Annotated in this window: 13 protein-coding genes and 1 tRNA gene; 5 read left to right on the top strand and 9 right to left on the bottom strand. The window is 71.9% G+C overall.

The window, feature by feature from the left end; genetic code table 11:
- The 4 genes from thrC to argS are packed head-to-tail and all read right to left on the bottom strand — an operon-like array spanning position 1 to position 5503.
- Complete coding sequence (thrC, locus tag DAE25_RS05940) at positions 1–1089, bottom strand: threonine synthase (protein WP_107765285.1); 1089 nt, start codon at positions 1087–1089, stop codon at positions 1–3.
- Positions 1086–2393, bottom strand: a complete 1308-nt coding sequence (locus DAE25_RS05935) for a homoserine dehydrogenase (RefSeq protein ID WP_107765284.1) — start codon at positions 2391–2393, stop codon at positions 1086–1088. Before DAE25_RS05935 ends, thrC begins: the two co-directional genes overlap by 4 nt.
- Positions 2393–3829 carry a diaminopimelate decarboxylase gene (gene lysA / locus DAE25_RS05930; protein ID WP_107765283.1) on the bottom strand — a complete coding sequence of 479 codons (1437 nt, stop codon included), beginning with the start codon at positions 3827–3829 and terminating at the stop codon, positions 2393–2395. The genes DAE25_RS05935 and lysA overlap by 1 nt, the downstream gene beginning before the upstream one ends.
- Positions 3830–3832: 3 nt before the next feature.
- Positions 3833–5503, bottom strand: a complete 1671-nt coding sequence (gene argS / locus DAE25_RS05925) for an arginine--tRNA ligase (protein WP_107765282.1) — start codon at positions 5501–5503, stop codon at positions 3833–3835.
- Between the two features lie 84 nt (positions 5504–5587).
- On the opposite strand from argS, the gene DAE25_RS05920 reads away from it, so the two are divergent.
- A tRNA-Arg gene (locus tag DAE25_RS05920) sits at positions 5588–5660 on the top strand.
- A 99-nt stretch (positions 5661–5759) separates the two neighbouring features.
- On the opposite strand, the gene DAE25_RS24095 is transcribed toward DAE25_RS05920, so the two are convergent.
- Entirely contained in the window at positions 5760–6665 is a 906-nt protein-coding gene (locus DAE25_RS24095; RefSeq protein ID WP_107765281.1) for an LCP family protein, read from the bottom strand.
- The gene (locus DAE25_RS05910; protein WP_107765280.1) at positions 6662–7276 is read right to left on the bottom strand and encodes a hypothetical protein; all 615 of its coding nucleotides are present in this window, start codon (positions 7274–7276) and stop codon (positions 6662–6664) included. Before DAE25_RS05910 ends, DAE25_RS24095 begins: the two co-directional genes overlap by 4 nt.
- Positions 7277–7506: 230 nt before the next feature.
- Here DAE25_RS05910 and DAE25_RS05905 point away from each other — a divergent pair, with 230 nt between their 5' ends.
- Entirely contained in the window at positions 7507–11241 is a 3735-nt protein-coding gene (locus DAE25_RS05905) for a multifunctional oxoglutarate decarboxylase/oxoglutarate dehydrogenase thiamine pyrophosphate-binding subunit/dihydrolipoyllysine-residue succinyltransferase subunit (RefSeq protein WP_199907466.1), read from the top strand.
- A 9-nt stretch (positions 11242–11250) separates the two neighbouring features.
- Positions 11251–11427, top strand: a complete 177-nt coding sequence (locus tag DAE25_RS23470) for a DUF6104 family protein (RefSeq protein WP_199907450.1) — start codon at positions 11251–11253, stop codon at positions 11425–11427.
- 17 nt (positions 11428–11444) lie between these two features.
- Here the strand turns inward: DAE25_RS23470 and DAE25_RS05900 are convergent, their stop codons facing one another.
- A complete protein-coding gene (locus DAE25_RS05900) occupies positions 11445–11651 on the bottom strand; it encodes a hypothetical protein (RefSeq protein ID WP_107765278.1) in 207 nt (68 codons plus the stop codon).
- 90 nt (positions 11652–11741) lie between these two features.
- Between DAE25_RS05900 and DAE25_RS05895 the strand changes: the two genes are divergently transcribed.
- Entirely contained in the window at positions 11742–12386 is a 645-nt protein-coding gene (locus DAE25_RS05895; protein WP_107765277.1) for a TetR family transcriptional regulator, read from the top strand.
- Between the two features lie 21 nt (positions 12387–12407).
- Positions 12408–12926 carry a nitroreductase family deazaflavin-dependent oxidoreductase gene (locus DAE25_RS05890; protein WP_107765276.1) on the top strand — a complete coding sequence of 173 codons (519 nt, stop codon included), beginning with the start codon at positions 12408–12410 and terminating at the stop codon, positions 12924–12926.
- A gap of 12 nt (positions 12927–12938) precedes the next feature.
- Here the strand turns inward: DAE25_RS05890 and DAE25_RS05885 are convergent, their stop codons facing one another.
- On the bottom strand, positions 12939–13634 hold the full coding sequence (locus DAE25_RS05885) for an SDR family oxidoreductase (RefSeq protein ID WP_107765275.1): 696 nt from the start codon (positions 13632–13634) through the stop codon (positions 12939–12941).
- Positions 13631–14599 (bottom strand): zinc-binding dehydrogenase, encoded by a 969-nt coding sequence (locus DAE25_RS05880; RefSeq protein WP_107765274.1) that lies wholly within the window; start codon positions 14597–14599, stop codon positions 13631–13633. Before DAE25_RS05880 ends, DAE25_RS05885 begins: the two co-directional genes overlap by 4 nt.
- Between the last annotated feature and the right edge of the window lie 28 nt (positions 14600–14627).

Genomic DNA, 14627 nt, shown 5'->3' with positions numbered 1-14627 from the left:
TCAGACGAGCCCGGCGGCCGCGGCCGCGGCGTCCACGTCGGCGTCCACCACGGTGTCGACGATGTCGCCGAAGGACTCGAGCGCGGTGGCGGTGTCCTTGAGGCCGTGGCCGGTCACCGTGATCGCGACCGTCGCCCCGGCGTAGCTCTCCCCCGCCGCGAGCTCGGAGAGCAGTCCGGCGATCCCCGCGGCCGAGGCCGGCTCGACGAAGACGCCGTCGTGGCGGGCCAGCTCGGCCTGGGCGGCCAGGATCTGCGCGTCCGACAGGGCAGCGAACCGGCCGCCGGACTCGTGCGCGGCCGCCTCGGCGAGCTTCCACGAGGCCGGGTTGCCGATCCGGATCGCGGTCGCCTTGGTCTCCGGGTCCGGGAAGGGCTCACCGGTCACCAGCGGAGCGGCACCCTCCGCCTGGAAGCCACGCATGACCGGCCGCTTGGACGAGCGGCCGAGGTCGGCGTACTGCTCGTAGCCCATCCAGTACGCCGAGATGTTGCCGGCGTTGCCGACCGGCAGCAGGTGGTAGTCGGGGGCGTCGCCGAGGAAGTCGCAGATCTCGAACGCCGCGGTCTTCTGGCCCTGGAGCCGGACCGGGTTGACCGAGTTGACCAGCGCGACCGGGTAGTTCCACGCGAGGCCCTTGGCCATGTGCAGGCAGTGGTCGAAGTTGCCGCGCACCATGATGATCTGCGCGCCGTGCACGACGGCCTGCGCCATCTTGCCGGCCGCGATCTTGCCCTCGGGCACGAGGACGAGCGGCTTGAGTCCCGCCTTCGCGGCGTACGCCGCCATCGAGGCCGACGTGTTGCCGGTCGAGGCGCAGACGACGGCCTGGGCCCCCTCGTGCCTGGCCACCGAGATGGCGGTCGTCATGCCGCGGTCCTTGAAGGACCCCGTGGGGTTGTCGCCCTCGACCTTGAGCCACACCTGGCCGCCGGTCAGCGACGAGAGCCACTCCGAGTGCACGAGCGGCGTGCCGCCCTCGCGCAGGGTGACCGGCTCGAGGCCCTCGGGCAGCAGGTCGATGAGGTCGCGGTACTCCTCGATGAGGCCGCGCCACTGGTGGCGTGCCCAGGGGGCGTCGGGACTCATTCGTCGCCACCCTCGACCCGCATCACCGAGGTGACGTCGCGGACGATGTCCATGGTGCGCAGGTGCTCCACGGTGGCGCTCAGCGCGGCGTCGGTCGCGGCGTGCGACACCACCACGAGCTGGGCGTCGGCGCCCCGCCCCTCCTGGCGCACGGTCTGGATCGACACGCCCTGGTCGGCGAACGCCGTCGCGACCGCGGCGAGCACGCCCGAGCGGTCGTCGACGTCGAGGGCCACGTGGTAGCGCGTGCGGGTCTCCCCCATCGGCAGCACCGCGCGATCGGCGTACGCCGACTCCCCCGCGCCGCGGGTGCGCGCGAGGCGGTTGCGGGCGACGGTCACCAGGTCGCCGAGCACGGCGCTCGCCGTCGGCGACCCGCCGGCCCCCGGCCCGTAGAACATGAGCTGACCGGCGGCCTCGGACTCCACGAAGACCGCGTTGTAGGCCTCGCGCACGCTGGCCAGCGGGTGCGAGCGCGGGATCATGGCCGGGTGGACGCGCACGGCCACCTGGTCGTCGCGCAGCTCGCAGATGGCGAGCAGCTTGACCACCGAGCCCATCTCGCGGGCCGAGGCGATGTCGCCCGCGGTCACCTCGGAGATGCCCTCGCGGTAGACGTCGGCCGCGGTGACCCGGGAGTGGAAGGCCAGGCTGGCCAGGATCGCGGCCTTGGCGGCGGCGTCGAAGCCCTCGACGTCCGCGGTCGGGTCGGCCTCGGCGTAGCCGAGCTCCTGGGCCTCCTCGAGCGCCTCGGAGAAGCCGGCGCCCGAGGTGTCCATCTTGTCGAGGATGAAGTTGGTAGTGCCGTTGACGATGCCCAGCACCCGGGTGACCTTGTCCCCGGCCAGCGACTCGCGCAGCGGCCGCAGGATCGGGATGGCGCCGGCGACGGCTGCCTCGTAGTAGAGGTCGCGGTCGGCCTTCTCGGCCGCCTCGAACAGGGTCGGGCCGTCCTCGGCCAGCAGCGCCTTGTTGGCGGTGACGACGCTGGCGCCGTGGTCGAGCGCCGAGAGGATCAGCGAGCGCGCGGGCTCGATCCCCCCGATGACCTCGACGACCAGGTCGACGTCGTCGCGGGTCACCAGCCCGGCGGCGTCGGTGGTCAGCAGGTCCGCCGGCACGTCCACCTCGCGGGCGGCGTCGAGGCGGCGTACGGCGACCCCCACCAGCTCGACGGGGGCACCGACCCGGGCCTCGAGGTCCCCGGCCTGCTCGGTCAGCAGCCGCACCACCTGCGACCCGACCGAGCCGCACCCGAGCACCGCGACCCGGAGCCTGTCCGGTCGCTTGTCTCCCTCACCCATCACGCACCCACGTCTGTCGACAGCACATCGTCCTCAGTCTCGCGCCTCAGCACCACGGAGGTCTTCCCGTCCCGCACAGCGATCACCGGAGGACGTGGCGCGTGGTTGTAGTTGGATGCCATCGCCCGGCAGTAGGCGCCGGTGCCGGGCACGGCCACCAGGTCGCCGGGTTGCACGTCGCCGGGCAGGAACTCGTCCTTGACGACGATGTCGCCCGCCTCGCAGTGCTTGCCGACGACACGGGCCAGGATCGCCGGCGCGTCCGAGGCGCGCGAGGCGAGCGTGCAGGAGTAGTCGGCGTCGTACAGGGCGGTGCGGATGTTGTCGCTCATCCCGCCGTCGACCGAGACGTAGGTGCGGCGGGCGCCGCCGTCGAGGGCGACCTCCTTGACGGTGCCGACCTCGTAGACCGTGCACATGGCGGGGCCGACGATCGCCCGGCCGGGCTCGATGGACAGCCGGGGCACGTCGACGCCGAGCGCCCGGCACTCGTGCTCGACGATCTTGGTCAGCTCGGTCGCGAGCTGCGCCGGGTCGCTGGGGTCGTCCTGGGTCGTGTAGGCGATCCCGAAGCCGCCGCCGAGGTCCATCTCGGGCATCTGCACCCCGAGCTCCTCGCTGACGCGGGCGTGCAGGGCGAGCACCCGGCGGGCCGCGACCTCGAAGCCGGACGAGTCGAAGATCTGGCTGCCGATGTGACTGTGCAGGCCGAGCAGGCGCAGCCCCGGCGCCGCCTCGACGCGGCGTACGGCCTCGAAGGCGTCGCCCGAGGCGATGGAGAAGCCGAACTTCTGGTCCTCGTGGGCGGTGGCGATGTACTCGTGGGTGTGGGCCTCGACGCCGGCGGTGACCCGGATCATCACGCCGATCCCCTCGGTGGTTGAGGTGCGAGCGCCAGCGAGCCTCGAAACCACCGCGGCCAGCCGCTCGACCTCGTCGAAGGAGTCCACGATGACCCGGCCCACGCCGAGCCCGACCGCCCGCTCGAGCTCGCGCACCGTCTTGTTGTTGCCGTGGAAGCCGACCCGCTCCATCGGGAAGCCGGCCCGCTCGGCCACGGTCAGCTCGCCGCCGGAGCACACGTCGAGGTGCAGGCCCTCCTCGGCCAGCCACCGGACGGTGGTGGTGGAGAGGAACGCCTTGCCGGCGAAGAACACGTCGTACGCCGCGAACGCGTCGGCGAAGGCGCGGGCGCGCTCGCGGAAGTCGCGCTCGTCGAGGACGTACGCCGGGCTGCCGTGCTCGGCGACGAGGTCCGGCAGGCTGACGCCGCCGACGCTCAGCACGCCGTCGTCCTTGGCCGCCGTGGACGACCAGAGGATCGGGACCAGCGAGTTGGGGTCGGCGGGCTCGCGCAGCCAGTGCGGTCCGCCCGGTCGGGCCTGGCTGAGGGCGCCGTCGGCGTGGGCCCAGCCGGAGGGGTGCGAGGTGGGCACGACTCACATCCGCTCGGGGGCGGAGACGCCGAGCAGGTCGAGCCCGTTGGCCAGCACGACCCGTGTCGCGTCGACGAGCAGCAGCCGGGCGCGGTGCAGGTCGGACGTCTCCTCGTCACCGCGGGGCAGCACCCGGCAGCTGTCGTAGAAGCGGTGGTAGGTGCCCGCCAGCTCCTCGAGGTAGCGGGCGATGCGGTGCGGCTCGCGCAGCTCGGCCGCCGCGGTGATGACGCGCGGCAGCTCGGCGAGCGCGCGGAGCAGCTCGCCCTCCTTGTCGTGCACCAAGAGGTGCGGGTGGCTCTCCGCCTTGACGCCGAGGTCGGCGGCGTTGCGCATCAGGCTCGCCACGCGGGCGTGGGCGTACTGGACGGTGAAGACGGGGTTGTCGTTGGTGGCGCGCGCCCACAGGTCGAGGTCGATGTCGATGGGGCTGTCGCTGCTGTAGCGGGCCAGCGCGTAGCGCGCCGCGTCGACGCCGATCGCCCCCACCAGGTCGTCGATGGTGACGACGGTGCCGGCCCGCTTGGACATCCGCAGCGGCTGGCCGTCGCGGAGCAGGTTGACCATCTGTCCGATCAGGATCTCGAGGTTGACGTGCGGCTCGTCGCCGAAGGCCGCGCACATGGCCATCATCCGGCCGACGTAGCCGTGGTGGTCGGCCCCGAGCATGATGAAGCAGCGGTCGAAGCCGCGCTCGCGCTTGTCGAGGTAGTAGGCGAGGTCGCCGGACAGGTAGGCGCCCTGGCCGTCGGACTTGATGACGACCCGGTCCTTGTCGTCACCGAACTTCTCGGTCGCCAGCCAGGTGGCCCCGTCCTTCTCGTAGGTGTTGCCCAGCCCGGTGAGCCGCTCCACCGCCCGGCCCACGGCCCCGCTGCGGTGCAGGTCGTCCTCGTGGAAGTAGACGTCGAAGTCCACCTTGAAGTCGTGCAGCGACTGCTTGATCTCGGTGAACATCATCTCGACGCCGACCTGGCGGAAGACCTCCTGCGCCGACGGGTCGTCGAGGTCCAGCACCTCGGGGCGCTGCTCCACCACGGAGCGGGCGATCTCGTGGATGTACTCCCCGCCGTACCCGTCCTCGGGGGCCTGGCGGCCGCGGGCGCTGGCCAGGAGGGAGGAGCTGAAGCGGTCGATCTGGGCGCCGTGGTCGTTGAAGTAGTACTCCCGGGTGACGACGGCCCCGGTCTTCTCGAAGACCCGGCCGAGCGCGTCCCCGACGGCCGCCCAGCGGACGCCCCCCAGGTGCAGCGGGCCGGTCGGGTTGGCGGAGACGAACTCGAGGTTGATCCGCTCCCCCGCGAAGGTGTCGGACGAGCCGTACGCCGCCCCGGCGGCCACGATGTCGGCGGCGACCTGCCCCTGGGCGCCCGCCTCGACGGTGATGTTGAGGAAGCCCGGCCCGGCGACCTCGACGCCGGCGACACCGTCGGCTTCGGCCAGCCGGGCGGCCACCAGCGCGGCGAGCGCGCGCGGGTTGGTGCCCGCGCCGTCGACCTGGGCGGCCTTGGCGAGCTGGAGGGCGACGTTGGTGGCGTAGTCGCCGTGGCCCTTCTGGCGCGGCCGCTCCACGGTGACCGTCGTGGGCACGCCCTGGGGCAGCGCCACGGAGCCGTCCGCCACGAGGGACTCGAGGGCGTCGACGATGGTCAGGGAGAGCTGGCCTGGGTTCACCGACCCAGCCTATCGGCGCGCGTCGGGTCGACCCGAACCGGTTTCACGGTGCGACGAGCAGGGTTGTAGGGTCTGCAACGCCCGGCCTCCGTAGCTCAGGGGATAGAGCACTGGTTTCCGGTACCAGGTGCCGCAGGTTCGAATCCTGCCGGAGGCGCTCGCGCGACACAGTGGGGAACATCCTCCGGCCCAGGCCGGGACGATGTTCCCCACTGTCGTTTCCCCGGTGTCGTCTCCCTGGTGTCGTGGTGTCGGGTCAGCACCCACGCAGGGTGGCGTCGCGACGGGCGGCATCGCCCAGCCGGCGGGCCTGGGCCACGTCCGGGAAGACCACGCTCTGCCCGGCAGCGGTGCCGATACGGCCCCGGATCACGCAGGTGGTGATCCGGCCCGGCTCGACCTGGGCCACGGCCTGGGCGAGCTCGTAGATCTCCGCCGGCCCCAGGTCGGTGGACAGGTGCTTCATCACCGTCATGACGCCGCGCTCGATGAAGCCCGGGCGGTCGGCCTCCGAGCGGATCCGGGCGTGGATGCCGCGCAGGGTGCGCTGCTGGTTGGCCGACCGGTCGAAGTCCCCGCCCGGGAGGTCGTAGCGGATCCGCGAGAAGGCCATCGCGTCGTACCCGCCGAGGCGGATGCGACCCTGCGCGAAGCCCTCCTTCTTGAGGTTGGGGTCGGTGAAGCGGCGCGGGTTGCTGACCGTGATCCCGCCGATGTCGTCGACCATGTCCTCGAAGAAGGGGAACCGGGTCACCATCACGTAGTCGGGGGTGATGCCGACGAGGTTGCGCATCGCCCCGGCCATGCCCTGGGGCCCGCCGAAGTAGAGCGCCGCGTTGATCTTGTTCATCCCGTGGCCGGGGATCGAGACCCACGAGTCGCGGGGCACGCCGATGGCGGTCGCGGAGTCGGTGCGGGTGTTGATGCCGATGAGCTGGAGGGCATCGCCCCGGGACCGCAGCATGTCCTGGCCGGGACGGGCGTCCGAGCCCACGGCCAGGATCCAGACCACGTCCGGACCGACCGAGACACCACCGGCGCGCTTGACGCGCACCAGCTCGATCCCGGTCGGCTCGACGGCCGAGTCCGGGACCACGAGCGCGGCGACCGCGAGGACGGCGGCCAGCGTGGCCGCACGGAGGGAGCGGGAGAAACGGGTCATGCCAGCCAGCCCTTCGTGACGTCGTAGCCGAAGACCCGCCACCCGGCGGGCTGCCGGGTGAGGAACACGCGGCCGCGCACCTGCAGCCGGCGGCTCGGGGCGTCCGCACCCGCGAGGTCGACCCGCATCCGCAGGTCGAAGCGCGCGGTCACCGACCGCACCCGGCGGTCGACGGCCAGCAGGTCCAGCCGGGCCCGGCGCATCAGCGGGGTCACCGACACGACCCGCTCGCCGATGTCGGCGTTGGACATGAGGTCGCGGTCGTACGTCGCGCGGCGGGTCGCGCCGGGGGTGAAGCCCGGGTAGCGGCCGAAGTCGGTGCGGGGGTACTCGCCCCCGACGTAGGCCGCGTCCCACCAGCGGTCGAGGACGTCGGTGACCTGGACGCGCACGGCCTTGCGGCGGGCGCCGGGCAACCTGCCGACCACGGTGCCGATCTCGGCCCGGGTGGTCAGTGGGGCGGGGCCGGTCACCGAGGTGGTGGTGGCGGTCTCGGTGGTGCCGGGGTCGGGGCCGGCGCTCGGGCCGTCGCTGCTGCATCCGCCGGCCCCGAGGGCGACGGTGAGGGCGAGGACGAGAGCTCCGGCGTGGCTCCGGAAGGGGGTGCTCATCGGGTCTCCAGGGGTGTTTCGTGTGGCGCTCGTGACACCTTGCATCAAGGGGCGGTCGCGCCCCTGCATTTGCGGGCGTGTACGACTAGCCTTTGGGAGAACGAACTCCCCATCACGTGCCCAAAGTGGAAGAGGCGAAGCAACTCGTGGCGCAGTCACAGGCCGACCAGTCCGGATCTACCCCCGCACCGTCCGCGGATCTCGGAGCCAACGAATGGCTCGTGGAGGAGATGCGCGAGCAGTACGACAAGGACCCCGGCAGTGTCGGGCCGCAGTGGGCGGCCTTCTTCGGTGGCAGCAGCAACGGCTCCAGCAACGGCACGGACGCGAAGGCCACCACCGCCACGGTGACGTCGCCGCCCCAGGCGTCCAAGGGGCCCGCCAAGGCGCCCGCCCGGGCGACGCCCGCGCCGAAGCAGGACCCGGCGCCCGCCGCCGAGCAGAAGCCGGCGCCCGCCGCGAAGCAGGAGTCCGGCTCGAAGCCCACCGCCAAGCCGCGCCCCGCGAGCGAGGCTGCGGAGCCCGCCAAGGGCACCACCAAGCCGGTCGCCAAGGACGCCCCGCCGGCCGCGCCCGCCGCGGCGAGCGACGAGCCGACGTACACCACCCTGCGGGGCATCCCGGCCGCCACCGCCAAGAACATGGACCTCTCGCTGACCGTGCCGACGGCCACGTCGATCCGCACGCTCCCGGTCAAGCTGCTGTGGGACAACCGGACGGTCATCAACAACCACCTCGCCCGCGCCCGCGGCGGCAAGGTCTCCTTCACGCACCTGATCGGCTACGCGCTGGTCAAGGCCCTGCGGTCGATGCCGGAGATGAACAACCACTTCGCCGAGGTCGACGGCAAGCCCACCATGGTGGCGCCGGCGCACATCAACCTCGGCCTCGCCGTGGACCAGCAGAAGAAGGACGGCACCCGCCAGCTGGTCGTCCCGTCCATCAAGGGCTGCGAGACGATGGACTTCGCCGGCTTCTGGACGGCGTACGAGGAGGTCATCCGGCGCGCTCGTGACAACAAGCTCACGATGGACGACTACTCCGGCACCACGATGAGCCTCACCAACGTCGGCGGGCTGGGCACCAGCCACTCCGTGCCGCGCCTGATGCCCGGCCAGGCCGTCATCGTCGGCGTCGGCGCGATGGAGTACCCCGCCGAGTGGCAGGGCGCCTCGGACGAGGCCCTCAACCGCAACGGCGTCAGCAAGGTCATGACGATCACGTCGACCTACGACCACCGCGTCATTCAGGGCGCGCAGTCGGGCGAGTTCCTGCGCCGCGTCCACCAGCTGCTGCTGGGCGAGGACGACTTCTACGACGACATCTTCCGCTCGCTGCGGATCCCCTACGAGCCGATCCGCTGGGCCAAGGACATCGTCGCCAGCCACGACGACGACATCGTCAAGCAGGCCCGCATCCTCGAGCTCATCCACGCCTACCGCGTGCGCGGGCACATGATGGCCGACACCGACCCGCTGGAATACCGCCAGCGCAGCCACCCCGACCTCGAGGTCGAGTCGCACGGGCTGACCCTGTGGGACCTCGACCGGGAGTTCGCGACCGGCTCCTTCGGTGGCGAGGGCCGCCGCTTCATGAAGCTGCGCAACATCCTCGGCATCCTGCGCGACTCCTACTGCCGCACCACCGGCATCGAGTACATGCACATCATGGATCCCGAGCAGCGCAAGTGGATCCAGCAGCGCGTGGAGCAGCCGCACACCAAGCCGCCCCGCGAGGAGCAGCTGCGCATCCTGCTCAAGCTCAACCAGGCCGAGGCGTTCGAGACGTTCCTGCAGACCAAGTTCGTCGGCCAGAAGCGCTTCTCCCTCGAGGGTGGCGAGACCACGATCCCGCTGATCGACGAGATCTGCGAGGCCGCCGCCGAGCAGGGCCTCGACGAGGTCGCGATCGGCATGGCCCACCGCGGTCGGCTCAACGTGCTCGCCAACATCGTCGGCAAGAAGTACAGCCAGATCTTCCGCGAGTTCGAGGGCAACATCGACCCGCGCACGGTCCAGGGCTCCGGGGACGTGAAGTACCACCTCGGTGCCGAGGGCGAGTTCCTCTCCGGCCTCGGAGACCGGATCAAGGTCTCCGTCGCGGCCAACCCGTCCCACCTCGAGGCGGTCGACCCGGTCCTCGAGGGCATCGCCCGGGCCAAGCAGGACGTCCTCAACAAGGGCGCCGCCTACCCCGTCCTCCCGCTGCTCGTCCACGGTGACGCGGCCTTCGCGGGCCAGGGCGTGGTCGCCGAGACGCTCAACCTCTCGCAGCTGCGCGGCTACCGCACCGGCGGCACCATCCACGTGGTCGTCAACAACCAGGTCGGCTTCACCACCTCCCCCGGCTCGTCGCGCTCGTCGCTCTACTGCACCGACGTGGCCCGGATGGTGCAGGCGCCGATCTTCCACGTCAACGGCGACGACCCGGAGGCGTGCATCCGCGTCGCCCGGCTCGCGTTCGAGTACCGCCAGGCGTTCAACAAGGACGTCGTCATCGACCTCGTCTGCTACCGCCGCCGCGGTCACAACGAGGGCGACGACCCGTCGTACACCCAGCCGCTGATGTACGACCTGATCGAGCAGAAGCGCTCGGTGCGCAAGCTCTACACCGAGTCCCTCATCGGCCGTGGCGACATCACCGTCGAGGAGGCCGAGCAGGTCCTCAAGGACTACCAGCAGCAGCTCGAGCGCGTCTTCACCGAGGTGCGCGAGGCGAGCGGCCAGCCGTCCGAGTGGACCACCGTGCCGGACTACCCGGACAAGCCCGCCGGCGAGTTCAGCACGGCCGTGTCCCCGGAGGTCCTCAAGCGGATCGCCGACGCCTACACGACGCCGCCCGAGGGCTTCACCGTCCACCCCAAGGTCATGCCGCAGCTGCAGCGCCGCGCCGCCGCGATCACCGACGGTCCGATCGACTGGGGCACCGGCGAGATCCTGGCCTTCGGCTCGCTGCTCATGGACGGCCGCCCGGTCCGCCTCGCCGGCCAGGACTCGCGCCGTGGGACGTTCGTCCAGCGCTTCGCGACGATCATCGACCGCACCAACGCCGACGAGTGGACCCCGCTCACCAACCTCACCGAGGACCAGGCGAAGTTCCACGTCTACGACTCGCTGCTCTCCGAGTACGCCGCGCTCGGCTTCGAGTACGGCTACTCCGTGGCCCGTCCCGACGCGCTCGTCCTCTGGGAGGCCCAGTTCGGCGACTTCGTCAACGGCGCCCAGACCGTCATCGACGAGTTCATCTCCGCGGGCGAGCTCAAGTGGCGCCAGCAGTCCGGCGTCGTGCTGCTCCTCCCCCACGGCTACGAGGGCCAGGGGCCGGACCACAGCTCGGCCCGCATCGAGCGCTTCCTCACCATGTCGGCCGAGGACGCGATGGTCGTGGCGCAGCCCTCGACCCCGGCGTCGTACTTCCACCTGCTCCGGCGCCACTCGCTCGGCGAGGAGCACCGCCCGTTGGTGGTCTTCACGCCCAAGTCGATGCTCAAGCGCAAGGAGGCCGCGTCGCAGCCCGCCGACTTCGTCGGTGACACCACCTTCCGCCCGTTCATCGGTGACGAGACGGCCGACCCCGACAAGGTGGAGACCCTGCTGCTCTGCTCGGGCCGGGTCACCTGGGACCTCATGGTCGAGCGCAAGAAGCGCGAGCACGGCGACACCGTCGCCATCGGTCGCATCGAGGCGCTCTACCCCAACCCGGTCGACGAGATCCGGGCCGAGATCGCCAAGTACCCGAACCTCAAGGCGGTCCGCTGGGTGCAGGACGAGCCCCGCAACATGGGCCCGTGGCCGCACTACCAGCTCAACGTGTGGCCCACCCTCGACGTGACCGTCGAGCCCATCACCAGGACGGCCTCGGCCTCCCCCTCGGTGGGCACGATCAAGCGGCACACCGAGGAGCAGAAGGCGCTGCTCGACGCTGCCTTCCAGCAGCCGAGCGCGGCCCCGGGTCGGGACTACTGAGGCTGGGTCGTGTACTTCACCGATCGAGGCATCGAGGAGCTCGACAAGCGCCGGGGTGACGAGGAGGTCACCCTGGCGTGGGTCGCCGACCAGCTGCAGGCCTTCGTGGACCAGCACCCGGAGTTCGAGACGCCCATCGAGCGGCTGGCCACCTGGTTGGCCCGCCTCGACGACCCGGAGGACTGAGCCTCCGGGTCACCCCGTCACTCGTCGGCGTCGCGCCGGGCGCGGCGTACGGACTCGCGGATCTCGAACACCTCGGTCCCGAAGGTGCCGACCGCCCGGGCCACGTCGCGCACCGCGCCGGTGACCACCGTGGCCACCGTCCCCACCGCGGTGGCGGCGGCCTCGACGGTGTCCTGGAGCGCGTCCTTGGTGATCTCGCCGTTGCTGAGCCGCTCGTGGTCCATGCCGACCAGTGTCCGGCGACCGCGGGCCGCGCGGCAAGTGGCGCCGGATCGTGGGACGTCGGCCCCGGACGCTGGTCTACGATCGGGCGCATGGTGGGGGTCGTCGAGTCGCGCGGCGAGGCGGTCGACGACTCGCGCAAGGCCCGCAAGGAGCGCACCCGGCGGGCGATCCTCGACGCGGCCCTCGGGCTGACCGCCGACACCAGCCTCGTCGCGATCTCGCTGCGCCAGGTCGCCAAGGAGGTCGGCATCGTGCCGACCGCGTTCTACCGTCACTTCGACTCGGTCGAGTCGCTGGGCCTGGCCCTCGTCGACGAGAGCTTCGTGTCGCTGCGCGAGCTGCTGCGCGACGTCCGGACCCGGGCGCCGGAGTTCGCGGACCTGATCGACGAGTCGATGGTGGTGCTGGTCGCGCACGTGCGCGACCACCCGGCGCACTACTCGTTCATCGCCCGCGAGCGCATGGCCGGGCCCGTCCGGGTCCGTGACGCGATCCGGCACGAGATCGAGCTGATCACCCGCGAGCTCGCCACCGACGTGGCCCTGCTGCCGGGGACCGAGGCGTTCTCCCCCGCCCACCTGCACCTGCTGGCGGACCTCATCGTGTCGTTCGTCGTCACCACGGCCGAGCGGCTCGTCGACGACCCGGCCGCCGAGGACCGCATCCTGGCCGACACCCGCACGCAGCTGCGGATGCTGCTGGTCGGTGCGCTCAACTGGCGCTCACGGCGCTGAGTCCTCTGGCAGCATCGGGTCATGGGACTCGCCACCGACCTCGACTACCGCCACCGTCCGGCCAACGCCGCCCAGCGCCTGGTGCAGGCCTTCGGGTCGAGCCGGCCCGGCGCGTGGGTCTTCTCCCGCACCCTGCGACACCTCGACACGGCGGTCGCCCGCGTCTCGCGCGGTCGCCAGAGCGCCCCCCAGCTCCTCGCGGGGCTCCCGGTCCTCAACCTCACCTCGACCGGTCGCAAGTCGGGCCAGCCCCGCACCAGCCACCTGATCTCCATCCCCGTGGGGGACGACCTGGCACTGCTGGGCACCAACTTCGGGCAGCCGTCCACGCCGGCGTGGGTGCTCAACCTCGAGGCCGACCCGCACGCGACGGTCACCTACCGCGGGCGCACGCTGCCCGTGGTCGCCCGGCCGGCGACCGACGCCGAGAGGGCCGCGGTGACCGAGCGCTCCCGCGGGATCTACGGCGGCTACGAGAAGTACCAGCAGCGCATCAACGGGCGACGGGTGCGGATCTTCGTGGTCGAGCGCGCGGCCTGAGCGCCTGCCCGCTCAGGTCCCCGTGCGGGGCACGACCGGCCGCACCGTCACCTCGGGGATCGTCGCGTCCGCCGGCAGGTCCAGCACGTGCAGGATCGTGTCCACCACGGTGTCCGGCGAGATCCAGCGCGACGAGTCGTAGGTGCGGCCCTCCTGCTCGTGCACCTTCTCCTGCATCGGCGTCGCGGTGCGGCTCGGGAACACGGTGGAGACGCGCACCCCGTGCTCGACCTCCTCGGCACGCAGGGCGTCGGCAAGGGCCCGCAGGCCGAACTTCGAGGCGGCGTACGCCGACCACTCGGCGCTGGCCGTGAGACCGGCGGAGGAGTTGACGAAGACGACCGTGCCCCGGGCCTCCCTCACGTGCGGGAGGAACTCGCGGGTGAGCACCGCCGGCGCGGTGAGGTTGACGGTGATCTGCTCCTCCCACTGGTGCAGGCGCAGCCGCGACACCGGTGCGAGGTCGACGACGCCCGCCACGTGGACCAGCGAGTCGAGGGGTCCGTCGACCTGGCGGCCGAGGCCGTTGATCGTCCCGGGGTCGGCCAGGTCCGCGACGACGTACGCCGCGTGGGGCAGGTCGGTGCGCATCTGCGCGGCCCGCTCCTCCGAGCGCGCCAGCAGCACCAGGTCGTCGCCGCGCTCGGCGAGCCGGCGGGCCAGGACGAGCCCGATGCCCGACCCGGCACCGGTGAGGAGGTGCCTCACCGCTCGAAGACGATCTTGCCGAAGACGTCACCTGCCGCCATTGCGGCGAAGCCGTCGCGGGCGTCGGCCATCGGCAGAGTGCGGTCGACGAGGGGGCGGGTGCCGGTCGCGTCGAGCAGGTTGACCAGCGACGCCAGCTCGGCACGGGTGCCCATGGTGGAGCCGATCACCTGGAGCTGGAGGAAGAAGATGCGGGTGAGCTCGGCGTCGTCGAGCTGCGGGCCGCTCGTCGTGCCGCTGATGACCACCTTGCCGCCGGGGCGCAGCGACCGGATCGAGTGCGACCACGTGGCGCGGCCGACGGTCTCCATCACGGCGTCGACCTTGACCGGCAGGCGGGCGCCGGACTCGAATACCTGGTGGGCACCGATCTCCAGCGCGCGCTGCCGCTTGGCCTCGTCGCGGCTCGTGGCCAGCACGGTGAGGCCTCCCGCACGCGCGAGCGTGATGAGCGCGGTGGCCACGCCACCGCCGGCGCCCTGCACGAGCACGGTGTCGCCGGGCTTGAGACCGCCCTGGGTGAAGAGCATCCGGTAGGCGGTGAGCCAGGCCGTCGGGAGGCACGCGGCCTCCGCGAAGCTCATCGAGGCCGGCTTGGGCACCAGGTTGCCGCGCGGCACCACCACCTGGTCGGCGAAGGTGCCCTGGTGGCGCTCGGAGAGCAGCGAGCGACGCGGGTCGAGCGTCTCGTCCCCGGACCACGCGGGATCGCTGATCACTGCGTGCACGACGACCTCGTTGCCGTCCTCGTCGAGGCCGGCGGCGTCGCAGCCGAGGATCATCGGCAGCGCGTCGTCCTTGAGCCCGACGCCACGCAGCGACCACAGGTCGTGGTGGTTGAGGCTGGCGGCCTTGACGGTGACGGTCGTCCACCCGTCGGGCGGCGTGGGATCCGGTCGCTCCCCCACCACCAGGCCGCTGAGCGGGTCGTCGGAGCTGAAGGACTCGGCGTAGACGGCGAACATGTCCCGACCCTAGCGGGGCACGACGCAG

Source organism: Nocardioides terrigena, assembly GCF_003047265.1.
In the GTDB taxonomy this organism is placed as follows: domain Bacteria; phylum Actinomycetota; class Actinomycetes; order Propionibacteriales; family Nocardioidaceae; genus Nocardioides; species Nocardioides terrigena.
Note: the sequence above shows the minus strand (reverse complement) of the source record. Positions and strands in the feature narration are given on the sequence as shown.